This window comes from Aeromonas sp. V90_14, assembly GCF_029967615.1.
GTDB classification, from domain to species: Bacteria; Pseudomonadota; Gammaproteobacteria; order Enterobacterales; family Aeromonadaceae; genus Aeromonas; species Aeromonas hydrophila.
The window spans coordinates 75,619-97,100 of record NZ_JASCAS010000047.1; the positions used below are offsets into that span (position 1 = coordinate 75,619).

The following is a 21,482-nucleotide window of genomic DNA, read 5'->3' on the forward strand; positions in this document are numbered from 1 at the left end:
ATTTAGTCTACCCGTATCGAGGCACAGGATCACCCCTTGTTGTTGAGGGGGGTCACTTTGGGTGCAGGATTGATGCTGGCCCGGTGCAGGTAGAAGGTGACTGGCTTGGATTTAGCAAGGATCGTACCGTCTTTGGCGAGCAGCTCGAGCTGGGCCTCATGGGCACCGCGATCGAGGTTTTCGACCCGGATGGCGAGCGCGTTTTTAACGATGGGGGCCGCCTTGCCGTCCAGGGTCAGGCGCACATCGTACTGGGTCGGCGGTTGCGGGCTGATCTGACCCTGAAACACCACGTTGCCGGTGTTGTCGCGCAGGGTGCTGCCCTGTTCCGGGGAGAGCAGTTCGATGACCAGCTTGGCCGCCTCCTTCTCTTTCTTGGCATCGACGCCGGTGAGGCTGTTGAAGTTGTCAACTTGCACCGAGCGGGGTGAACTGCCGATGAAGGGGGCGACGCGCAGATCGACCTCCTTGGCTTTCTGGCCGGGAGGAGGGGCATCCGTGTAGTGAACGACTCCCTGGCTGTCGGTCCAGGAGTATACCTTGGCAGCCTGGGCGCCGGTGGCGGCCAGCAGCAACAGGCTCAGCATCCATACTGGGTTGGCGTTTTTCATCCATCTCTCCTTGACGGGATTTTGCTTAATCCTATCAGAGAAAAAACCCGCCTGTCGGCGGGTTTGGTCAAGTTCTGAGCTGGCTTCCGGATTAAACGGAGTAGTACAGTTCGAACTCCAGCGGGTGCGGGGTCATGCGCACGCGGTCAACGTCCTGCTGCTTCAGCTCCAGGTAGGAGTTGATGAAGTCGTCGCTGAATACGCCACCGCGGGTCAGGAACTCGCGATCCGCATCCAGCGCAGCCAGGGCTTCGTCCAGAGAGCCGGCCACGGTCGGCACTTCGGCTGCTTCTTCCGGCGGCAGGTCATACAAGTTCTTGTCCATGGCATCGCCCGGGTGGATCTTGTTGATGATACCGTCCAGACCGGCCATCAGCTGGGCTGCGAAGGCCAGGTACGGGTTGGCAGCCGGATCCGGGAAGCGGACTTCGATGCGGCGAGCTTTCGGGCTCGGCACGACCGGGATACGGATGGAGGCAGAGCGGTTGCGGGCAGAGTAGGCCAGCATGACCGGTGCTTCATAACCCGGTACCAGACGCTTGTAGGAGTTGGTGGTCGGGTTGGCGAAGGCGTTGATGGCCTTGGCGTGCTTGATGATGCCGCCGATGTAGTGCAGCGCCATCTCGGACAGACCGCCGTACAGGTCACCTGCGAACAGGTTGACGCCGTTCTTGGCCAGGGATTGGTGGCAGTGCATGCCGGAGCCGTTGTCACCGAACATGGGTTTCGGCATGAAGGTGACGGTCTTGTTGTAGGCGTGGGCCACGTTGTGGATCACGTACTTCAGCACCTGCACTTCATCCGCTTTCAGGGTGAGGGTGTTGAAACGGGTCGCGATCTCGTTCTGACCGGCAGTCGCCACTTCGTGGTGGTGAGCTTCAACGACCTGGCCCATCTCTTCCAGCACCAGACACATGGCGGCACGGATATCCTGGGAGGAGTCAACCGGTGCAACCGGGAAGTAGCCACCCTTGACGAAAGGACGGTGACCCTTGTTGCCGTGCTCGTAATCGGTACCGGAGTTCCAGGCGGCTTCTTCGGACTCGATCTTCACGAAGCTGTGGCCCATGGTGTTCGAGAAGGTGATGTTGTCGAACATGAAGAATTCCGGCTCAGGCCCGAACAGCACGGTGTCGGCGATGCCGCTGGACTTCAGGAAGTCTTCGGCACGCTTGGCGATGGAGCGCGGATCGCGGTCGTAGCCCTGCATGGTGGCCGGTTCCAGCACGTCACAGACGATGTTCAGGGTGGTCTCTTCGGTGAACGGATCCAGTTTGGCGGAGGCCGCATCCGGCATCAGCACCATGTCTGATTCGTTGATGCCCTTCCAGCCACCGATGGAGGAACCATCGAACATCTTGCCGTCTTCGAAGAAATCTTCGTCAACCTGATGGGAAGGGATGGATACGTGCTGCTCTTTACCCTTGGTGTCGGTAAAGCGCAGGTCGACAAACTTGACTTCGTGTTCCTGGATCAGGGCCAAAACGTTCTGGGCTGACATGCTAAGTAACCTCCGGTGTTAAAACTCTTAGGGTGAATGCGTCATCACATTCACATAAGCCAGTATCGTGCCAAGTTTGTGACAGCTTGATTTCAGGGCATTTGGGGCTATAAGCCAGCCCTGAGACCCGCTATCTCAGCGCGTTACGCCTCAAAGTAGTGCATCCATGGATCGTTTTGGTGCACTAAAATGGTGCGCGTTATACGGTCAGCCCCCATCTAAGCAGGCTTTGATCGGAAGGTCTATGATCCTGATCCCCTGTTGTGCGCGAATGTACTGCAATTCTGCTAGGCAGATCACAAAGGCGAGAGTACAATTAGCGCCCAATTTTACCCGGTGATTGAGGCGAGAATGTTAGAGAATTTACGCAATATTGCGATTATTGCGCACGTTGACCACGGCAAAACGACTCTGGTTGATAAGCTGCTGCAGCAGTCCGGCACCCTGGACCGCTCCACGGAAGGCCAGGAACGGATCATGGACTCCAATGATCTGGAACGGGAACGTGGCATCACCATTCTCGCCAAGAACACTGCGATCCGCTGGAACGACTACCGCATCAACATCGTTGATACCCCGGGTCACGCCGACTTCGGTGGTGAGGTAGAGCGCGTACTGTCCATGGTTGACTCCGTGCTGCTGCTGGTTGACGCCGTTGACGGCCCGATGCCGCAAACCCGTTTCGTGACCCAGAAGGCATTCGCCCAGGGTCTGAAGCCGATCGTGGTCATCAACAAGATCGACCGTCCGGGTGCTCGTCCTGACTGGGTAATGGATCAGGTATTCGATCTGTTCGACAACCTGGGTGCCACCGACGAACAGCTGGACTTCAAAGTTGTTTACGCCTCTGCACTGAACGGTTGGGCCACCATGGATCAGGACGTTGAGTCCGATAACATGGAGCCGCTGTTCCAGGCCATCGTCGACAACGTGGAAGCGCCCAAGGCTGATGCCGACGGTGGTTTCCAGATGCAGATCTCCCAGCTGGACTACAACTCCTATGTTGGCGTCATCGGTATCGGCCGCATCACCCGTGGTCGCGTCAAGACCAACCAGCAGGTCACCATCGTCGGTGCCGACGGCAAGTCCCGTACCGGCAAGGTCGGTCAGGTGCTGGGTTATCTGGGTCTGTCCCGTACCGAAGTGGCCGATGCGCAAGCTGGCGACATCATCGCCATCACCGGTCTGGGCGAGCTGAAGATCTCCGACACCATCTGTGACAACGGCGCCGTTGAAGCGCTGCCGCCGCTCTCCGTTGACGAGCCGACCGTGAACATGACCTTCCAGGTCAACACCTCACCGTTCGCCGGCAAAGAGGGCAAGTTCGTGACCTCCCGCAACATCCTGGAGCGTCTGAACCAGGAGCTGGTCCACAACGTGGCCCTGCGCGTGGAAGAGACCGATGATCCGGACAAGTTCCGTGTCTCCGGCCGTGGTGAACTGCACCTGTCCATCCTGATCGAAAACATGCGTCGCGAAGGTTACGAGCTGGCGGTATCCCGTCCGGAAGTTATCCTGCGCACCGTAGACGGCGTTCTGCAAGAACCGTTCGAAACCGTAACTGTGGACGTGGAAGAAGCACACCAGGGTTCCGTGATGGAGCAACTCGGCCTGCGTAAGGGCGAGATGACCAACATGACCCCGGATGGCAAAGGTCGTGTTCGCCTTGACTTCATGATCCCGAGCCGTGGCCTGATCGGCTTCCAGACCGAGTTCATGACCCTGACCTCCGGTACCGGTCTGCTGTACCACACCTTCGACCACTACGGTCCGCACAAGGGTGGCAGCATCGGCGAGCGTCAGAACGGCGTGCTGATCTCCAACGCTACCGGCAAGGCGCTGACCTATGCCCTGTTCGGTCTGCAAGACCGCGGTCGTCTGTTCATCGGTCACGCGACCGAAGTGTACGAAGGCCAGGTGATCGGTATTCACTCCCGTTCCAACGACCTGACCGTGAACTGCCTGAAGGGCAAGCAGCTGACCAACATGCGTGCCTCCGGTACCGACGAAGCCCAGGTGCTGACTCCGCCGATCCGCATGTCGCTGGAACAGGCTCTGGAGTTCATCGACAACGACGAACTGGTTGAAGTCACTCCGAAGAGCATCCGTATCCGCAAGAAACTGCTGACCGAGATGGATCGCAAGCGCGCCGGTCGTGCTTGATATCTGTTCATCGACAGACAGAGAGAGGCCTTCGGGCCTCTTTTTTTATGCCTGCTCGTCGCGGGCAGGCGGCTGCAGGTGCCGGTGCGAGTCGCACCCGGCCGGCCCATGGGTGGTCAAATGACCATGCTATCTGACACAATGTCTGCACTATGAAGACGTTGGGAGCGACAATGCAGCAGAAATTCGGCGGCCGTCTTGGCCATGCCCTCTCTTTTTTACGCCACGATGGCGGCCACTTCGCCCAGTTTGTATGGGGCCGTTTCCAGCAGGACAGGCTGACGGTCACCGCCGGCTATCTCGCCTATGTGACCCTGCTCTCCCTGGTGCCCATGATCGCCGTGGTATTCGGCATGATGTCGGCCTTTCCGGTGTTTCAGAGCCTGAAGCAGGAAATGGAGCAGTTCGTCTATCACAACTTCGTGCCCACCGCCGGCGAGATGCTCAAGGAGTACATCGACGGCTTCGTGGCCAACGCCACCAACACCACGGCAGTCGGCATCGGCGCCCTGATCGTGGTGGCGCTGATGCTGATCTCGGCCATCGACAAGAACCTCAACTACATCTGGCGCTCCACCCAGAGCAGGCCGCTGGCCCAGGCATTCGCCATGTACTGGATGATCCTGACCCTGGGCCCGGTGCTCATCGGGGCCAGCATCGCCATCTCCTCCTACATTTTCTCGCTGCGGCTGTTCGGGGCCGAGAGCCTGTTCGGCATCGGCTATCTGTTGCTGCGCGGCTTGCCGTTCCTGTTCTCGGTACTGACTTTCCTGCTGGTCTATACCGTGGTGCCCAACTGCAAGGTGCGGCTGATGCACGCCTTCATCGGCGCTCTGGTGGCGGCCACCCTGTTCGAGCTGGCCAAGCGCGGCTTTGCCATCTACATCACCAACTTCCCCTCCTATCAGGCCATCTATGGCGCCCTGGCGACCATCCCCATCCTGTTTGTCTGGGTCTACTTGAGCTGGCTGGTGGTCTTGCTTGGCGCGGAAACCACCGCCTGCCTCGGCGAATATGAACGACCGGGCGCCGATGAGTTGGCCTGAGCCGGTCCCTTGCTGTTAGCATCGACGACCGCCCCCGTCAGCAGATGGGGGCGGTCGTTTCGTTTTGAGAGGAGAGGGATGTGATTGCACTGATTCAGCGGGTCAGCGAGGCCAGCGTAACGGTAGAGGGCGAGGTGACCGGGGCTATTGGTCAGGGTCTGCTGGTGCTGCTCGGGGTGGAGCAGGGGGATGACGAGGCCAAGGCCGACAAGCTGCTGCACAAGGTGAGCGGTTACCGCATCTTCTCCGATGAGAATGGCAAGATGAACCTCAACGTAAGCCAGGCCGGCGGCAGCCTGCTGGTGGTCTCCCAGTTCACCCTGGCGGCGGATACCAACAAGGGGATGAGACCCAGCTTCTCCGGCGGCGCCCATCCGGTCGAGGCCGAGCGGCTGTACGACTACTTCGTGGCGCAGGCCGCCGCCAGTGGCATCCCGACCGCCACCGGCCGCTTCGCCGCCGACATGAAGGTGGCGCTGGTCAACGACGGTCCGGTCACCTTCTGGCTACAGGTCTGACGCCAGCTCGTAGCGGGGGGCCGTGTGCAGCAGGACGTTGCGCAGCCCCGGCACCGGGTAGGGGGTGGTGGGGCCGACCCACTGCTCCAGCAGCATCAGCACCCGGGTCAGCTCGAGGCGGGTGCGCGGCAGCAGGTTGATGATGAGCTCGCCGTTCAGGCGGGGGGCCAGCGCCTGATAGATGCGCTCCTGAAACAGCAGCGGCGGATTGCCGTCCTGGCTGAACAGATCGAGCAGGATGAGGTCGTACTGCGCCTCGCTCTGCTCCAGAAAGGCGAGGGCATCGGCCTGGTGCAGGGTTGGCGGTCGCTGCGGATGTTGGTCGGGCTGAAAGAACAGCTGATAGAGGGTGATCACCTCTTCGTCGAGGTCGACGCACTCGTGACGGGCATCGGGCCAGCGCCGGTGCAGATGGCGGGTGAGATCGCCGCCCCCCAGCCCCAGCTCGAGGATGCTGCCAGCCTGCTCGGGCAGCAGACAGGCGATCACCTGCTGGTGCGGCAGGCAGAGGGTGGCGGGCTCGGCCAGGGACATGGCCGACTGCACCACGCCATCGATCTCCAGCCAGCGATGATGGGCATTTTCCTGCACGGTGAGCCGGCGCTGGGGCTTGGCGCTGAGGTGCAATAAGTGGTCGGCTTGGTACGCTTGCAGATTGAAGTCCATGAATTTGCACGGCAAGATGGTTTTCGACCAGTGTAACTCAAGGATGGAACTATGTACCGGGTGGTCACCCCCCAGACGGCAGCCGAACCGGATGCCCATTATCAGTTGAGCTGGGAGGCATGGGTGCGCAAGCCCTTCAATGTGCCCGTCGGCGCTAACTCAAGGATCGCTTTATGTACCGGGTAGTCACTCCTCAAACGGCCGCCGAGCTGGACTCTTACTACCAGTTACGCTGGGAACTGCTGCGTAAACCCTTCAATCTGCCCGTCGGTTCCGAGCGGGATGAATACGATACCGTCGCCATTCACCGGTTGATGCTGGCCCCCGACGGCACCCCCATCGCGGTGGGGCGGCTGTTTGTCGGCGGTGACGAGGCCCAGATCCGCTTCATGGCGCTGCGCCCCGAATTTCGCGGTCAGGGGCTGGGTGTCCGCATGGTGGAAGATCTCGAACAACTGGCCCGCAGCGAGAAGGTGAAGCGGCTGGTGATGAATGCCCGCCAGGAAGCGGTGGAGTTCTACCGCAAGTGCGGCTTTCTCGAGGTGGGGGAAGGCCCCGTCTCCTTCGGTCGCATCCCGCACCGCCAGATGATCAAGTCCCTGAGCCCGTTGCAGACCATCCAGTACCGGCCGGAGTGGTGTCAGGATCTCACGACCCGCTGGTCGCGCGGCATTCCCATCAGCGAGAAGATGGGGGTGCACATCACCCACTACGACGGCCAGACCTTCCACCTCAAGGCCAATCTGGCGGCCAATCTCAACGTGCATGACACCATGTTCGCCGGCAGCATCTACAGCCAGTGCGTGCTGGCGGGCTGGGGCCTGATCTGGCTGCAGCTCAAGGAGGCGGGGCTGGTGGGGGATACCGTGCTGGCGGAAGGCAACATCAAGTACTACCGGCCGGTCAAGGAGGAGCCGGAGGCGCGGGTGGCGCGCGAAGGCATGCCTGCCGTGCTCGAGCCGCTCAAGGCCGGTGAATCCGCCAAGTTCAGCCTCAAGATCAAGCTGTTCAGCGGCGACAAGCTGGCGGCCGAGTTCCTCGGTCACTACGTGGTGCAGCCGGTGAAGCGGCCGGGCCAGTAGCCCCGCGCTGGTTCCCATCAAGCAACAAGGCCTCATCACGAGGCCTTGTGGCTTTCTGTCGGCTAGCCGTTGGCCGCCTGTGCGGCCGGGGCCTTCGGCGCCGGTCGCCAGAGCGGGCTGCTGTTGCCCTGGGGCGGGTAGCGTACGCCGGTCTCCCAGCCGCAGCCGTCCGGTTTTTGCTGGAAGCCCCAGCTGAGGGTCGGTTCGGCGAGCGGCCCGCGCCACTGGCCGAGCAGCTCGGCGCAGTGCTGGCCGTTGAGGACGCCCAGATCCAGCTGCCACTGCTCATTGACCAGATCGACGCTGCCCTGCACCCCCAGCAGGTGGGTGATGGTGGAAGCGCCGGCCTGCTCGATCTTCAGCTGGCCCTGCGCCACCTTGCCTTGCAGCTTGATGCGATAGAAGGGGGTGTCGCCCTCCTGCATCGCCTGCCAGAGCTCGGCCGGGCTGAGGGTTGGCGCCGCCGCCTGCTTGAACCACTGATCCAGCAGCGGATCTATCTTCACCTTGTCCCAGAACGGCTCGGTGGCATCGAGCGCAATGTTCCCCTGCAGGGAGCTGCGCCAGGCGCCTGGGGTGCCGCCGTGCAGCGCCTGCAGATCGGCGCTCAGGTCCATCTTGCCGGCGAAGGAGACGGGGGAGTGGAGGATCTTGCCCCACTGTACCAGATCCAGTTTCTCGCCCTTGAGCTGCAACCGGCTGGTCTGGCCCGGCTCGCGGCCCCACTGGCCGCTCAGGCTGAGGCTGCCCTCATCCGGCAGTGAGCTGGTGAGCTTGTTGAGCTGCCAGGAGCCGGCTGTCAGCTCGCCATCCAGCTCGCCGTTGCGGGCGCTGAGGCCGTCCCACACCAGTTCGAACCAGGCGCTCTCGAGGCGGGCTCGGCCCAGCAGCGGCCCTGGCTGGTTGCCACGCAGGCTGAGATCGGTGAGATAGAACTGCCAGCCGGTCAGCGACAGGGGCAGGGTATCGTCGAAGGAGAGCACCTTGAGCTTGTCGAAGGCCAGCTTGCGGATGTCGATCTGCTGCGGGCGCCAGTGCTGCCAATCCTGCCACCACCCTTCCGGCAGACTGATGTCCATGCCGCTCAGCGCCATGTCCTTGAGGGTCAGCTTCTGCTGCAGGGGATCGAGGGAGAGCTCCAGGTTGAACTCCCCTTCATAGGCCTTGCCCTGCAACTCGGCATCCAGCTGCTGGGGCGAGAAGGCGACCTTGCCCTGGATGGCTTCCAGCTGGAACAGGCCGCGGCCGAGATCGCCGAGGGTCCCCGAGAAGTAGCCGCTGGGCGTGCTGCCGGCCTGCCAGTTGAAGGCGGTCAGCTGGCCGTTGAGGTTGTTGAGGGCCAGCTCCTGCTCGATGTCGTTGAAGCTGAGATCCCGGATCTGGCCGAGATCCAGGCTGACCTGGCGCAGAGGGGATTCGGCTTTGGCGAGGGTGCCCCACTCGATGCGCATGCCCTGGGTCTTGAGGTTGTTCAGCCGCAGGCTGCGGGCGGGCCAGTCGAGCACCATGCCGGTTTCGAGCAGACCGTCGAACAGGTTGGCGATCAGCTTGTCGGTACTCAGCACCTGACCTTCCAGCCGGCCGGCCAGATTGAGGCGGGAGAGGGCCCAGGCCGGGGTCGCCAGCTCATTGATGTTGAGGGTCAGGTTGGCCTGGGGCGGGCGCACCGGATTGAGCAACTGCCAGTCGCTCAGGGTGGCGTTGAGGCCGCGCAGGGTCAGTCCGTCGCTCTCCAGGCTGAGCCGGTCTATGGTGCTGTCGGCGATGGTGAGGGAGTGCACCGGCAGGCTCGGCAGCTGGTTGGGCAACGGCAGCTTGATGGCCGGGCGAATGAGGTCGAGATGGGCGATGCGCACGTCCCGGCTCAGCCAGTCGATGCTCTCTATCTCGAGATAGATCTTGTCGAGGGTCACGGCGTTGCCGTAACTCACCTGCTCTGCCAGCAGGGTGTAGGGGTGGAGCGGGTTGAACACCAGCCGGCCTATGGTGACAGGCACGCCGGTCTGCTGGCTGAGCCAGCCGGCGATGGGCCCCTTGGCCCGCTCGGCGTCGAACAGGCCTAGCCCGACCCAGACAAAGAGCAACAGGAAGGCAAGGGTGTAGAGCAGGCCGCGCAGCCAGGAATTCATCAGTGCTTTCCTCCTGTTTCTGTTGCTTGGTCAAGCATTGGAATAGTGATCCCGCAGGCCGAGCCAGCGCCGTATCAAGGGCTCGACATGGCTCGGGTGTCTATCCATCAGGCAAGGTGACCATCTTCTGCATCTGCCTTGGTCAAGCATTGGAATAGTGATCCCGTAGACCGAGCCAGCGTCGTATCAAGGGTTCGACATGGCTCGGGTGGCGGTCCATCAAGAAGCGCGCCATCTTCTGTACCTGCGGGATGAGCGATTGGTCGCGTACCAGATCGGCGATCTTGAGGTCAGCCAGGCCGGTCTGGCGGGTGCCGAGCAGCTCGCCCGGGCCGCGCAGCTCCAGATCCCGCTGGGCGATGAGGAAGCCGTCGTTGGTCTCCCGCAGCACCCCGAGCCGGCTCTGGGCCGTCTTGGACAAGGGGGCATGATAGAGCAGCACGCAGTGGGAGGCCACCGAGCCGCGACCGACCCGGCCGCGCAGCTGGTGCAGCTGCGCCAGCCCCAGTCGCTCCGGGTTTTCGATGATCATCAGGCTGGCGTTGGGCACGTCTACCCCCACTTCGATGACGGTAGTGGCGACCAGCAGTTGCAATATGCCCGCCTTGAACTCTTCCATCACCCGCTGTTTCTCGACCGGCCGCATCCGGCCGTGTACCAGCCCGATGTGCAGGCCGGGCAGCAGATTTTGCAGCTCGGCGGCGGTGTCCTCGGCGGCCTGGCATTCCAGCACCTCCGACTCCTCGATCAGGGTGCAGACCCAGTAGGCCTGCTTGCCCTCCTCGCAGGCCAGTCTGACCCGTTCGATCACGTCCTGGCGGCGGCTGTCGGGCAGCGCCACCGTGGTGATGGGGGTGCGGCCCGGCGGCAGCTCGTCGATGATGGAGGTATCGAGGTCGGCATAGGCGGTCATCGCCAGGGTGCGGGGGATGGGGGTGGCGGTCATGATCAGCTGATGGGGATGTACCCCTTCCCGCTCCCCTTTTTCCCGCAGGGCGAGCCGCTGATGCACGCCGAATCTGTGCTGTTCGTCGATGATGACCAGGGCGAGGCGCTGGAACACCACCTGCTCCTGGAAGATGGCGTGGGTACCCACCACCATCTTGACGCTGCCATCGGCGATGGCGGCCAGCGCTTCTTCTCGTGCCTTGCCCTTCTGCTTGCCCGCCAGCCAGCCGACTCCGATGCCGAGCGGTTCCAGCCACTTGGCGAAGTTGATGGCGTGCTGCTCGGCCAGCAGCTCGGTCGGCGCCATCAGCCCCACCTGACAGCCGTTGCCGATGGCCTGCAGGGCGGCCAGCGCCGCGACCAGCGTCTTGCCTGAGCCCACGTCCCCCTGCACCAGCCGCATCATGGGATGGCTCTGTTGCAGATCCCGGCCGATCTCCGCCACCACCCGGTTCTGGGCGCTGGTGGGGGTGAAGGGCAGGGCGCCGAGCAGCTGTTCTACCAGGGCCGGGGCCGGCTTGAGGGCGCGGGCCAGCTGGGTTTGTGCCTGAGCCCGCACCTTCAAGACCGAGAGGTTGTGGGCCAGCAGCTCCTCCAGCACCAGCCGCTGCTGGGCCGGATGCTGGCCGCTCTCGAGCAGGGCCAGCGCCACCGAGGGGGGCGGACGGTGCAGCAGCTTCAGGGCCGCGGCCAGATCGATCTGCTGGGGATAGAGGCCGGCGGGCAGCAGCTCCTCTACCCCGTAGAGGTCGAGCTGGGCCAGCGCCTGATCGGTGAGGCTGCGCAGGGTGAGCTGGCGCAGCCCCTCAGTGGTCGGGTAGACGGGGGTGAGCGCCTCTTCGGTCTGGCCGGCCTGCTCCTCGCCGAGCAGCTTGTACTCGGGGTGGGCCATCTCCAGCCCGTATTTGCCGGGGCGCACCTCGCCAAAGCAGCGCATCAGCCGGCCCGGGCTCAGGCTGTTCTTCTGGGCGGCGGTGAAGTTGAAGAAGCGCAGGGTGAGGGTGCCGGTGCCGTCGCTGATGCGGCAGACCAGCATGCGGCGACGCCCCATCACCAGCTGAGTGTCCTGGATCTCCCCCTCGACGGCGCCGTGCAGGCCGGGCGGCAGATCGCCGATGGGCCACACCTGGGTGCGGTCCTCGTAGCGCAGGGGGAGGTGAAACAGCAGATCCTGCACCGTGGCCAGCCCCAGCCGCTCGAGCTTTTCCTGCATCTTGCTGCCGACGCCCTTGAGGCTGTCGAGGGAGATTTTATCCAATTTCATCAATTAGATGCCCGAAAACACTGTAAATATGTCCAGATGATAGGGTTTATTGCTGTCTCGACGCAAGCCGCGTCGTGCGGTTGGGGGTCGGCTGGTGGGGAGCGGGGCCCCCAATGACAAGGGCCTGCCGATGTGCGGCAAGCCCTTGTGAGGATCCTCGATGGCGTGAGGCGCGCCGGTCAGATGATGCGCTTGAGCAGGATGTGGGCCTTGACCCTGTGGATCCGGGCCAGCAGCTTGCGTACCTGATCCGGGTAGTCCTGGATCTGCTCGATCTGATCGAAGTGGCTGATGCGCTTGGTGTTGGCCAGGATGTTCTCGCGCTCGGCGTTGAACTGGGGTCGCAGCAGGTGGCGGCGATCGTAGACCAGCAGGCCGTTCTCCAGATCCAGCGCCCAGGCGCGGGGATTGAGGTTGTTGCCGGTGAGCAGGGCCCACTCGTCATCCACGAAGATCCCCTTGAGGTGGTAGGAGTTGCGCTCGCAGCACCAGAGCATCAGGTTGAGACGGCCGGCATCGATGTGATGCTGGTTGCGCTCGGCGAACTTGCGCAGGTTGGTCTCGTACAGATAGGGCAGACCGCCGATGGTGGAGAATTTTTCCTCCGGCGGAATGAAGAAGTCGTTGGCGGTCTTGTCGCCCACCACGATCGTCACCTTGCAGCCGCGCTTGAGCAGGGCCTCGATATCCTTGTTCAACTCCTTGGGCGGGTTGAAGTAGGGGGTGCAGATGAAGATCTCCCGCTCGGTGGCCCGCACCAGGGTACGGATCATCTTGTTGAGCTGGTTGCCGCGCTTGCCCAGGCCGCTCATCGGGGTGATGGCCACCTCCTGGCTGTTGACCGGCATGGTGTCGAAGCGGTACTGACCGAGGCGCAGGTTGTGTTTGAAGCGGCGGATCGGCCCCTTCAGCTGCTTGGCGCTGGGGATGTCGGTGCGATCCAGTCGCTGCACCGCCTCGCTGCGCAGGAACAGGTCATCCACGTAGTTGACCATGCTGCGGGTCAGCTCCGGGCTGGTGATCTGGTGATAGCGGTCGAAACGGTAGCGATCCTGTTGGTGCAGGTAGATGTCGTTGAGGCTGGCACCGGAGTAGAGCAGGGTGTCATCGAAGATGAAGCCCTTGAGGTGCAGCACCCCGAGCAGCTCACGCCCCTTCACCGGCACGCCGTAGATGGCGATCTGGTGCTCGTGGCGAGCGGCCATCTCCTGATACATCAGGTGGTTGCCGCCTTGCTTGCCCTTGCCGATCAGGCCGCGCTGGGCACGGTGGAAGTCGACGAACACCTTGACGTCGAGGGCCGGGTTGCGCTGCTTGGCGGCGTAGAGGGCGGAGAGGATCTCCCGTCCCGCCTCGTCATCCTGCAGATAGAGCGCCACCAGATAGATGCGCTGACGCGCGCTGGCGATGAGCGAAAGGATCCGGCTCTTGAAGTCCTTGGCGCTGTTGAGCACTTCAAACTGGTCTGCGGCGACGGCGATCTGGGGCAGGCGCGCCAGCAGCTGTCGATAATGTGCCGATGAATGCATAGAGAAACCTGAAATCACTGCGTTAAGCGTTCCACTCGGAGCGATGGATAGGCGATTCTAGCAATCTCGCCCTGTTAGCCAAAGAAAGAATCGTCATAAAGATGAAAAAGGCCTCACATTGGAGGCCTTTTTCTGCACGGTTGCGATCAGAGGAAGCTGTAGATGATCATCGCCATCACGCCGCCGGTGGTGCCTATGATGGTCTCCATCACGGTCCAGGTCTGCAGGGTCTGCTTCTCGGTGAGACCGAGGTAGCGGTTGGCCAGCCAGAAGCCGGAGTCATTGACGTGGGAGAGCACGATGGCCCCGCCGCCGATGGCGATGGTGACCGCCGCCAGCTGGGCGCCGTTCAGGCCGAGCGGTTCCAGCATCGGCAGCACCAGACCGCAGGCAGTCAGCATGGCGACGGTGGCGGAACCCTGAATGACCCGCACCGCGGCCGCCAGGATGAAGGCCAGCGCGACGATGGGCAGGCCGGAGTCCGCCAGCATGTTGCCAAGGGCGGCACCCACGCCGGAATCCACCAGGATCTGCTTGAACACGCCACCGGCACCGGTCACCAGGATGATGACGCCGGCCGGCTGGATGGCGCTGTTGCAGACGTTCATCACCTCGTCACGGGACATGCCGCGACGGATCCCCAGCAGGTAGAAGGCGGCCAGGCAGGCGACCATGATGGCGGTGAAGGGGTGGCCGATGAACTCTAGCCAGCCGTGCAGGGGCGTGCCGGCCTCGACGAAGCGGCCGACGATGGTCTTGAGACCGATCAGCAGCAGCGGCAGGCCGATGAGGCCCATGGCCAGCCCGAAGGAGGGCAGGTTCTGGCCGTCGTCGTGGGCGCTGCTCTGGGCGTCGGCCGGCAGTGGCACGTCCACCACCTTGCTGATCAGCTCGCCAAACAGCGGGCCGGCCAGGATCAGGGCCGGAACGGCGGCGATCAGGCCGAACAGGATCATGTAGCCGAAGTCGGCGCCCAGTTGGGATGCAACCAGGATGGGGCCCGGCGCCGGGATAAGGAAAGCTTGGCAGGTGGCGATACCGGCCAGCAGGGCGATACCAATCTTAACCACGCTGCCGCCGCCACGGCGGACGATGGCGAAGGCGACGCCGATCAGCAGCACCACGGCCACGTCGAAGAACAGCGGCAGTGCGCAGACGAAGCCGGTCAGCGCCATGGCCCAGTTGGCGCGCTTGACGCCGAACTTGCCGAGCAGGGTATGGGCCACCCGGTCGAGGGCGCCGGTGACTTCCATCACCTTGCCGAACATGGCGCCCAGTGCCACCACCACGGCGACGAAGCCGAGGGTGCCGCCCATCCCTTTCTGGATGGTGGCGGCGATGTCGGCCGGGTTCATGCCGGCGGCGAGCCCCGCCACCATGGAGACCAGGATGAGGGAGACGACCGCGTGCAGGCGGGCCTTCATCACCAGAAAGAGCAGCAGCACGATGGAGCCGGCGGCCGTCATGATCAGGGAGAGGTCAGACATTGTTGTGCATTCCTTGTTCCAAGTTCAGTATCGACACCCTGCCGATCCGTCGGCAGACCATATCTTTATGATTTATTTAGATTTATGGCCATGGCTCAAACTCGATTGCCCAGGTGACTATGAGTGCGCTCAGTCTGTGGCAGACTTCACAATTCTTGTTGTTACCGGTAACATGTTACCGGTAACGTGCTAAGTTAGAACCCATCGGCAGCACGTTTTTTGAAAAATGAGATAGAGGTCAAACAATGGCGGGTAAGAGCATTATCGTGATGGGTGTATGTGGTAGCGGCAAGTCCAGCGTGGGCCTCAAGGTGGCTAGCGTGCTGGGCGCCAAGTTCATCGACGGTGATGATCTGCACCCCAGGGCCAACATCCAGAAGATGGCCGGCGGCAACCCGCTCAACGACGAGGACCGCGCCCCCTGGCTGGAGCGGATCCGCGACGCGGCCTACAGCCTGGAGCAGAAGAACGAGGTGGGCGTCATCGTCTGCTCGGCCCTCAAGAAGCAGTATCGCGACCAGATCCGTGAAGGCAACGAGTCGGTCAGCTTCCTCTTCCTCGATGGCAGCCAGCCGCTGATCCTCGAGCGGATGCGGGCCCGCAAGGGCCACTTCATGCGCGAAAGCATGGTACAAAGTCAGTTCGATACCCTGGAGCGCCCGGACGGCGAAGCCGGTGTATTCCACATCGATATCGACGGCACCTTCGAACAGGTGGTTGATCGCGCCGTCACAGCATTGGAGCAAGCCCAATGATCCATCAGGTCATTTCCAGCGTCACCGCCCGCATTCGCGAGCGCAGTGCCGCCCGTCGCCAGGCCTTCCTGGCCCGCATCCAGCGTCAGGCCGATCAGGGCAAGACCCGCGCCGCGCTGGCTTGTGGCAACCTGGCCCATGCCGTGGCCGCTTCCAGCTGTGACGAGAAGGGGCGCATCCTCGACATGACCCGCGCCAACGTCGGCATCGTCACCGCCTACAACGACATGCTGAGCGCCCATCAGCCCTATCAGGGCTATCCGGACATCATCAAGGCCGCGCTGGCCGAGCTGGGCCACAACGCTCAGGTGGCCGGCGGCGTGCCCGCCATGTGCGACGGCGTGACCCAGGGGCAGCCGGGGATGGACATGTCCCTGTTCTCCCGCGATCTGATCGCCCAGGCGACCGCGCTGTCGCTCTCCCACAACACCTTCGACGCCACCCTGCTGCTCGGCATCTGCGACAAGATAGCGCCGGGCCAGATCATGGGGGCGCTCTCCCACGCCCACCTGCCCACCGCCTTTGTGCCGGCCGGCCCGATGGCGAGCGGCATCAGCAATGACGAGAAGGTGAAGGTGCGCCAGCAGTACGCCGCCGGCGAAGTGGGCCGCGACGCCCTGCTGCAGATGGAGTGCGGCGCCTACCACGCGGCGGGCACCTGTACCTTCTACGGTACAGCCAACACCAATCAGCTGGTGTTCGAGGCCATGGGTCTGATGTTGCCGGGCTCCGCCTTCGTCCATCCCCACAGCGAGTTGCGCCACGCGCTCACCGAAGAGGCCGCCCGTCGCATCAGCGCCATGATCCCGGGCTCCCCGGCCTACCGCCCCCTGAGCGAGGTGCTGGACGAGCGCGCCCTGGTCAACGGTCTGGTGGCCCTGCTTGCCTCCGGCGGCAGCACCAACCACAGCATCCACATGGTGGCGCTGGCGCGGGCTGCCGGCCTGCACCTGACCTGGGACGACATCAGCGACCTCTCGGATGTGGTGCCGCTGCTGGTGCGCATGTACCCGAACGGCCCGGCCGATGTGAACGCCTTCGAACAGGCGGGCGGAGTGCCCGGCCTGATGCGCCGTCTGGCCGAAGAGGGGCTGATCCACATGGATGCCACCCCGGTGTTTGGCGAGATGCAGGATTACCTCAGCCGTCCGGCACTGGTCGATGGCCAGCTGGTATGGCAGCCGGTGGGTGAGAGCGGCGATGCGAGCGTGCTGTCGCCTTCCGGTAGCCGGTTCCAGGCCACTGGCGGCACCAAGCTGCTGGCGGGCAATCTGGGCCGCGCCGTGGTCAAGGTCTCCGCCGTGGCTCCCGAGTATCGGGTTATCGAAGCGCCGGCTCGGGTATTCTCCTCCCAGCATGCGGTGGAGGCGGCCTACAAGGCGGGCGATCTCAATCAGGATGCCGTCATCGTGGTGCGCCACAATGGCCCGGCCGCCAACGGCATGCCGGAGCTGCACAAGCTGATGCCGGTGCTCGGCAACCTGCAGAAGGCGGGTCACAAGGTGGCGCTGGTCACCGACGGCCGTCTCTCCGGCGCCTCCGGCAAGATCCCGGCCGCCATCCACGTCACCCCGGAAGCGCTGCACGGCGGGGCCATCGGCCTGCTTGCCGATGGCGACCTGCTGCGGGTGGACGCGGTAACCGGCAGCCTCGACTGCCTGACCGATTTGAGTGGCCGACCCCAGGCCGAGATCGACCTCACTCTGGAACAAGAGGGGTGGGGTCGTGAACTGTTCAGCGTGATGCGTCGCGCGGTATCGAGCGCCGAGTGCGGCGCCACCATCTTTGATTAAGAGCTGACTAAGGAAGAGCTATGCAGAACTGGAAAGTGAGCCCGGCCGAGGTGTTTGCCGCCTCCCCGCTGGTACCCGTGATGGTCATCAATGAGCTGGAGCAGGCCCTGCCGATGGCCAAGGCGCTGCTGGACGGCGGCATCTCGGTGTTCGAGATCACCCTGCGCACCCCGGTCGCGCTGGAGGCCATCGCCCTCATCGCCAAGGCGATGCCGGATGCCATGGTTGGTGCCGGTACCGTGCTCAACTGCGCGCAGTTTGACGCCGCCGTGGCCGCCGGTGCCCGCTTCGTCATCTCCCCGGGGATGACCCCGGCCCTGCTGGCCCACGCGGCCAACAGCACGGCGCCGCTGATCCCGGGTGTGTCCACCCCGTCCGAGGTGATGCAGGCGCTGGAAGCAGGCTACGACCACCTCAAATTCTTCCCGGCCGAAGCGAACGGCGGTACCAAGGCGCTCTCCGCCATCGCCGCGCCGCTGCCCCAGGTGAAGTTCTGCCCCACTGGCGGTATCGGCCCGAAAAACGTGGCCGATTACCTGGCGCTGAAATGCGTGGCCACCGTCGGCGGCTCCTGGATGCTGCCGGCCGAGGCCGTCAAGAACGGTAACTGGGAAGAGGTGACCCGCCTCTCCCGCGAAGCCGTCGCCCTGGTCGCATCCTGATTTGACGCCGGCGTGAGCCGGACCTTCCGTTTGCCAAGCAAGCAGGCCACCCTCGGGTGGCCTGCTCTGTTTTGGCTGCATGGTGTGGATCTGGCCCTCAGCCCAGACTGTCCCCCTCGTAGAGGGAGAAGCCCATGTCGAGCCGGGTGTCGGCCAGCGGCTGGCCGTTGAGGCGGGCCAGCAGCATGGTGGCGGCCGCACGGCCGATCTCCTTGCGCGGCGTGACGATACTGGCCAGCTTGGGGGTCATGGCGTGGCCGATGTCGAGGGCGTTGCTGCCGGCGATGGCGATCTGCTGGGGCACGGGTATCCACTTGGCCTGACACTGCAGCAGGGCGCCCACCGCCAGGTCATCGTTGGTGCAGAACAGGCCGTCCAGATCGGGATAGCGCACCAGCGCCTGCTCCAGCAACTGGCCGCCGAGGGTGAAGCTGGAGGATTGCTCGGTCAGCAGGTGCTGGCCGCTCAGGCCGAAATCCTGCATCGCCTGGTAGTAGCCTTCCATCCGCAGCTGGGTGCGCACGTCGAGCCGCGCGCCGAGATAGACCAGCTTGCGTCGGCCCCGGCGCAGCATCTCTGTTACCATGGCCCGGGCGGCTGCCCGGTGATCCATGCCGACCACCATGTCGATGGGGCTCTGCGGCAGATCCATGGTCTCCACCACCGGGATGCCGGCGGTGGCAATCATCTTGCGAGTGCGCTCGGTGTGCTGGCTGTCGGAGAGGATCAGCCCATCCACGTGATAGGAGAGCAGGGAGGCGACCTGCTCCTCTTCCCGCTCCGGACTGTAGCCGTAGTGGGCCAGCAGGGTCTGGTAGCCGGCGGGCCGGGTCACCGACTCGATGCCGTGCACCACGGCGGAGAAGACCTGGTTGGAGAGGGAGGGGATCAGGATGCCGATCGCCTTGCTGGTGGCGTTGGAGAGAATGTCCGGCGCCCGGTTGGGGATGTAGCCGAGCTCCTCCACTGCGGCGGCGATCCGCTCGCGGGTGCCCTCGGCCACGGCCTGCGGGTCGCGCAGGTAGCGGCTGACGGTCATCTTGGTGACCCCGGTCAGGTCGGCTATGTCCTGCAGGGTGGGGCGGCGCTTGCGGGTGTCGTTCATCTCGGGATCCGGCAGAAATGTTACACGTAACATTACCGTTTTTGTTTAACAAAGTCAGCATATGACGCCATCAACAGGGGGAGTCGCGGGATGATCAAGGACAAGTGCTTCGAGGGCGTGCGCTTCGAGCAGCAAGACCTGGAGGGGGAGCAGTTCCAGGGTTGCCGTTTCATCGGCTGCAACTTCTCCTGGCTCGATCTGGCCGAATGCCGCTTCGTCGACTGCAGCTTCTATGACCGGGAGAGCGAGCAGAGCTGCTTGCTGCAGGGCTGCGATCTGCGCGAGGCCAGCTTCCTGCGTTGCGATCTCACCATGGCCGACTGCAGCCAAAGCCAATGTCTGGGGCTGGAGCTGCGCGACTGTCAGGCGCTGGGGATCAACTTCTCCCGCGCCAGCTTTGCCAACCAGATCACCGTCAAGAGCTACTTCTGCGAGGCCCATCTGACCGGCAACAACTTCAGTTACGCCAATTTCGAAGGGTGCCTGCTGGAGCAATGCGAACTGAGTGGCAATCGCTGGCAGGGGGCCAACCTGTTCGGTGCCTCGCTGGCGGGCTCCGATCTCAGCGGATCCGAGTTTGGCCAAATAGACTGGGCCAGCGTCAACCTGCAGGGTTGTGACCTGCGCCAGTGCGATCTACCGGGGCTGGATCTGCGGCGGGTCAATCTGGACGGGGTGCAGATCAACGAAGATCAGCAGCAGGCCTTGCTGGAGCAGATCGGGCTGATCGTCTTCCCCTGCTGAGCCGGCAGGAAAAGAGGTAAGTTTTCGTCATCCGCCGTCATGCCCGCTGCTGTCGGCGCTCAAAAAAGCCTGCATGATGCAGGCTTTGCTGGATGGCAGGTTGGCGGCCGGGTGGCGGTGATCAGCGCTTGGCCAGCCATTTGGTGGGGTTGATCGCCTCGCCCTGATAACGGATCTCGAAGTAGAGGCCGGGCCTGTCCTGGCCGCCGCTGTCGCCGACCAGCGCCACCGGTTCACCCTGTTCCACGTTCTGTCCCACCTGGCGCAGCAGCGACTGATTGTGACCGTAGAGGCTCATGTAGCCGCGGCCGTGATCGATCACCAGCAGCATGCCGAAGCCGTCGAGCCAGTCGGCATAGACCACCTGGCCCGGGGCCACCGCCTTGACCTGGGTCCCTTCACTGGCGCCGATCAGGGTGCCTTTCCACTTCAACTCGGCGGTGCGCGGCGAGCCGTAGGCGATGAGGATAGGGCCCTGCACCGGCCAGCGCAGGCTGCCGTTGGTCTTGAGCCCGCTGTAATAGCCGGGGCTGCTGATCCCAGAGCCTCGCTCGGGTTTGCTGCTGGCCACTTCCTCGGCCGGCTGCTGTTGCTGGGCTGCCTTGTTCTGTTGAGCAGCGAGCCGCTGTTGCTCGGCACGGCGCTGCTCTGCCAGCTTGCGCTGCCGCTCCTGCTCCGCCTTCAGCTTGGCGAGGCGTTCCCGCTCGGCCCGTTCGCGCCGTTCCTGCTCTTCCCGCTGGCGGCGCAGCTCTTCCAGCCGGGCCTTCAAGGTTTTTTCCGCCTTGACCAGCTTGCTCAGTTTCTGTTCGTCATCCTGTACCGATTGCTGCAGCTGGTTGCGCACCTTGGCGCGGCTCTGCTGGCTGGCCAGCAGGCTCTGGTGATGTTGCTGCTGTTCGCTCAGCAGGCTTTGTAGCCGGCTTTCGGTCTCTTTGGTAGCCTGCTGGTTTTTGGCCAGTTTGGTGCGGGTGGCCCGCAGCGCCTCGATGGCTTCGATGCGAGCCTTGTTGAGGTAGTCGTAGTAGTCGAGGGAGCGGCTCAGTTTGGCCGGATCCTGCTGATTGAGCAGCAGTTTGAGGTAATCGTGGTTGCCGGCGGTGAAGGCGCTCTCGGCCTGCTTGGCCAGCAACTGCTTCTGATGGCTGGCCTGCTGTTCCAGATCCAGCTTGTCCTGCTGCAGCCCTACCAGTTTCTGCTGGTTCTCTCTGAGCTGCTGCTTGGTCTGCTCGAGCTTGGCGGCGGCGGCCGAGATGGCCTGCTCATCAGCCTTGAGCTGGGTGTTGAGCTTGGCAAGCTCCTGCTTGCTGAGCTTGATGGTCTGCTGCTGTTCCTTGATCTGGGACTGCATGGCACCGAGCTGCTGGTTGGCAGCCCAAGCCGTGGCCGGCCCGAACGACAGACAAAAAAACAGCGCGCCGGCCAACAGGCCGACGCGACTGGTTTTGGTTGAAATCACTTCGCATCCCCGCATGGGGAAGG

The 21,482-nt window shown here is 63.4% G+C and carries 17 protein-coding genes; 8 read left to right on the plus strand and 9 right to left on the minus strand.

The features are described from left to right. Window positions 1-29 precede the first annotated feature (29 nt). Both QLG02_RS20395 and glnA read right to left on the minus strand, forming a co-directional pair. Complete coding sequence (locus QLG02_RS20395) at window positions 30-611, minus strand: DUF4124 domain-containing protein (protein ID WP_017410592.1); 582 nt, start codon at window positions 609-611, stop codon at window positions 30-32. 91 nt (window positions 612-702) lie between these two features. Beyond that, window positions 703-2,112: a glutamate--ammonia ligase gene (gene glnA, locus QLG02_RS20400; RefSeq protein WP_011704284.1), complete on the minus strand. Its 1,410-nt coding sequence runs from the start codon at window positions 2,110-2,112 to the stop codon at window positions 703-705. A gap of 351 nt (window positions 2,113-2,463) precedes the next feature. Between glnA and typA the strand changes: the two genes are divergently transcribed. The 3 genes from typA (at window position 2,464) to dtd (ending at window position 5,839) form a co-directional block, all read left to right on the plus strand. Continuing rightward, complete coding sequence (gene typA, locus QLG02_RS20405) at window positions 2,464-4,275, plus strand: translational GTPase TypA (protein WP_011704285.1); 1,812 nt, start codon at window positions 2,464-2,466, stop codon at window positions 4,273-4,275. A gap of 173 nt (window positions 4,276-4,448) precedes the next feature. Continuing rightward, a complete protein-coding gene (locus QLG02_RS20410) occupies window positions 4,449-5,321 on the plus strand; it encodes a virulence factor BrkB family protein (protein ID WP_282466005.1) in 873 nt (290 codons plus the stop codon). An 80-nt stretch (window positions 5,322-5,401) separates the two neighbouring features. Continuing rightward, complete coding sequence (gene dtd, locus QLG02_RS20415) at window positions 5,402-5,839, plus strand: D-aminoacyl-tRNA deacylase (RefSeq protein WP_016349092.1); 438 nt, start codon at window positions 5,402-5,404, stop codon at window positions 5,837-5,839. Here dtd and QLG02_RS20420 read toward each other — a convergent pair. Further along, window positions 5,828-6,505, minus strand: a complete 678-nt coding sequence (locus tag QLG02_RS20420) for a methyltransferase domain-containing protein (RefSeq protein WP_282466006.1) — start codon at window positions 6,503-6,505, stop codon at window positions 5,828-5,830. The two genes, dtd and QLG02_RS20420, sit on opposite strands and share 12 nt — an antisense overlap. A gap of 173 nt (window positions 6,506-6,678) precedes the next feature. Between QLG02_RS20420 and QLG02_RS20425 the strand changes: the two genes are divergently transcribed. Next, window positions 6,679-7,587 carry a bifunctional GNAT family N-acetyltransferase/hotdog fold thioesterase gene (locus tag QLG02_RS20425; RefSeq protein WP_139390208.1) on the plus strand — a complete coding sequence of 303 codons (909 nt, stop codon included), beginning with the start codon at window positions 6,679-6,681 and terminating at the stop codon, window positions 7,585-7,587. Window positions 7,588-7,649: 62 nt separating this feature from the next. Here QLG02_RS20425 and QLG02_RS20430 read toward each other — a convergent pair whose 3' ends face one another. The 4 genes from QLG02_RS20430 to gntU all read right to left on the minus strand — a co-directional run bounded on the left by QLG02_RS20430 (window position 7,650) and on the right by gntU (window position 14,944). Then, on the minus strand, window positions 7,650-9,716 hold the full coding sequence (locus tag QLG02_RS20430) for an AsmA-like C-terminal region-containing protein (RefSeq protein WP_282466007.1): 2,067 nt from the start codon (window positions 9,714-9,716) through the stop codon (window positions 7,650-7,652). A gap of 142 nt (window positions 9,717-9,858) precedes the next feature. After that, window positions 9,859-11,928: an ATP-dependent DNA helicase RecG gene (recG, locus tag QLG02_RS20435; protein ID WP_282466008.1), complete on the minus strand. Its 2,070-nt coding sequence runs from the start codon at window positions 11,926-11,928 to the stop codon at window positions 9,859-9,861. Between the two features lie 179 nt (window positions 11,929-12,107). Next, window positions 12,108-13,457 carry a CDP-diacylglycerol--serine O-phosphatidyltransferase gene (pssA, locus tag QLG02_RS20440; RefSeq protein ID WP_016349097.1) on the minus strand — a complete coding sequence of 450 codons (1,350 nt, stop codon included), beginning with the start codon at window positions 13,455-13,457 and terminating at the stop codon, window positions 12,108-12,110. A gap of 146 nt (window positions 13,458-13,603) precedes the next feature. Next, window positions 13,604-14,944 carry a gluconate transporter gene (gntU, locus tag QLG02_RS20445; protein WP_017410600.1) on the minus strand — a complete coding sequence of 447 codons (1,341 nt, stop codon included), beginning with the start codon at window positions 14,942-14,944 and terminating at the stop codon, window positions 13,604-13,606. Between the two features lie 245 nt (window positions 14,945-15,189). Here gntU and QLG02_RS20450 point away from each other — a divergent pair, with 245 nt between their 5' ends. Genes QLG02_RS20450 through QLG02_RS20460 form a run of 3 tightly spaced genes read left to right on the plus strand, consistent with a single transcriptional unit; the run spans window position 15,190 to window position 18,154 of the window. Further along, window positions 15,190-15,699 carry a gluconokinase gene (locus QLG02_RS20450; protein WP_005307862.1) on the plus strand — a complete coding sequence of 170 codons (510 nt, stop codon included), beginning with the start codon at window positions 15,190-15,192 and terminating at the stop codon, window positions 15,697-15,699. After that, on the plus strand, window positions 15,696-17,492 hold the full coding sequence (gene edd, locus QLG02_RS20455) for a phosphogluconate dehydratase (protein WP_282466009.1): 1,797 nt from the start codon (window positions 15,696-15,698) through the stop codon (window positions 17,490-17,492). Before QLG02_RS20450 ends, edd begins: the two co-directional genes overlap by 4 nt. 20 nt (window positions 17,493-17,512) lie before the next feature. Next, window positions 17,513-18,154, plus strand: a complete 642-nt coding sequence (locus QLG02_RS20460; protein ID WP_282466010.1) for a bifunctional 4-hydroxy-2-oxoglutarate aldolase/2-dehydro-3-deoxy-phosphogluconate aldolase — start codon at window positions 17,513-17,515, stop codon at window positions 18,152-18,154. A gap of 97 nt (window positions 18,155-18,251) precedes the next feature. On the opposite strand, the gene QLG02_RS20465 is transcribed toward QLG02_RS20460, so the two are convergent. Continuing rightward, window positions 18,252-19,259 carry a substrate-binding domain-containing protein gene (locus QLG02_RS20465; protein ID WP_005307868.1) on the minus strand — a complete coding sequence of 336 codons (1,008 nt, stop codon included), beginning with the start codon at window positions 19,257-19,259 and terminating at the stop codon, window positions 18,252-18,254. A 90-nt stretch (window positions 19,260-19,349) separates the two neighbouring features. Here QLG02_RS20465 and QLG02_RS20470 point away from each other — a divergent pair, with 90 nt between their 5' ends. Beyond that, complete coding sequence (locus QLG02_RS20470) at window positions 19,350-20,003, plus strand: Qnr family pentapeptide repeat protein (protein WP_282466011.1); 654 nt, start codon at window positions 19,350-19,352, stop codon at window positions 20,001-20,003. Between the two features lie 121 nt (window positions 20,004-20,124). Here QLG02_RS20470 and envC read toward each other — a convergent pair whose 3' ends face one another. After that, entirely contained in the window at window positions 20,125-21,474 is a 1,350-nt protein-coding gene (gene envC / locus QLG02_RS20475) for a murein hydrolase activator EnvC (protein WP_282466012.1), read from the minus strand. Window positions 21,475-21,482 lie beyond the last annotated feature (8 nt).

Coding starts and splice junctions, on each gene's coding strand:
- QLG02_RS20395 (WP_017410592.1), bottom strand. CDS start 611: ATGAAAAACGCCAACCCAGTATGGATGCTGAGCCTGTTGCTGCTGGCC.
- glnA (WP_011704284.1), bottom strand. CDS start 2,112: ATGTCAGCCCAGAACGTTTTGGCCCTGATCCAGGAACACGAAGTCAAG.
- typA (WP_011704285.1), top strand. CDS start 2,464: ATGTTAGAGAATTTACGCAATATTGCGATTATTGCGCACGTTGACCAC.
- QLG02_RS20410 (WP_282466005.1), top strand. CDS start 4,449: ATGCAGCAGAAATTCGGCGGCCGTCTTGGCCATGCCCTCTCTTTTTTA.
- QLG02_RS20420 (WP_282466006.1), bottom strand. CDS start 6,505: ATGGACTTCAATCTGCAAGCGTACCAAGCCGACCACTTATTGCACCTC.
- QLG02_RS20425 (WP_139390208.1), top strand. CDS start 6,679: ATGTACCGGGTAGTCACTCCTCAAACGGCCGCCGAGCTGGACTCTTAC.
- QLG02_RS20430 (WP_282466007.1), bottom strand. CDS start 9,716: ATGAATTCCTGGCTGCGCGGCCTGCTCTACACCCTTGCCTTCCTGTTG.
- recG (WP_282466008.1), bottom strand. CDS start 11,928: ATGAAATTGGATAAAATCTCCCTCGACAGCCTCAAGGGCGTCGGCAGC.
- pssA (WP_016349097.1), bottom strand. CDS start 13,457: ATGCATTCATCGGCACATTATCGACAGCTGCTGGCGCGCCTGCCCCAG.
- gntU (WP_017410600.1), bottom strand. CDS start 14,944: ATGTCTGACCTCTCCCTGATCATGACGGCCGCCGGCTCCATCGTGCTG.
- QLG02_RS20450 (WP_005307862.1), top strand. CDS start 15,190: ATGGCGGGTAAGAGCATTATCGTGATGGGTGTATGTGGTAGCGGCAAG.
- edd (WP_282466009.1), top strand. CDS start 15,696: ATGATCCATCAGGTCATTTCCAGCGTCACCGCCCGCATTCGCGAGCGC.
- QLG02_RS20460 (WP_282466010.1), top strand. CDS start 17,513: ATGCAGAACTGGAAAGTGAGCCCGGCCGAGGTGTTTGCCGCCTCCCCG.
- QLG02_RS20465 (WP_005307868.1), bottom strand. CDS start 19,259: ATGAACGACACCCGCAAGCGCCGCCCCACCCTGCAGGACATAGCCGAC.
- QLG02_RS20470 (WP_282466011.1), top strand. CDS start 19,350: ATGATCAAGGACAAGTGCTTCGAGGGCGTGCGCTTCGAGCAGCAAGAC.
- envC (WP_282466012.1), bottom strand. CDS start 21,474: ATGCGGGGATGCGAAGTGATTTCAACCAAAACCAGTCGCGTCGGCCTG.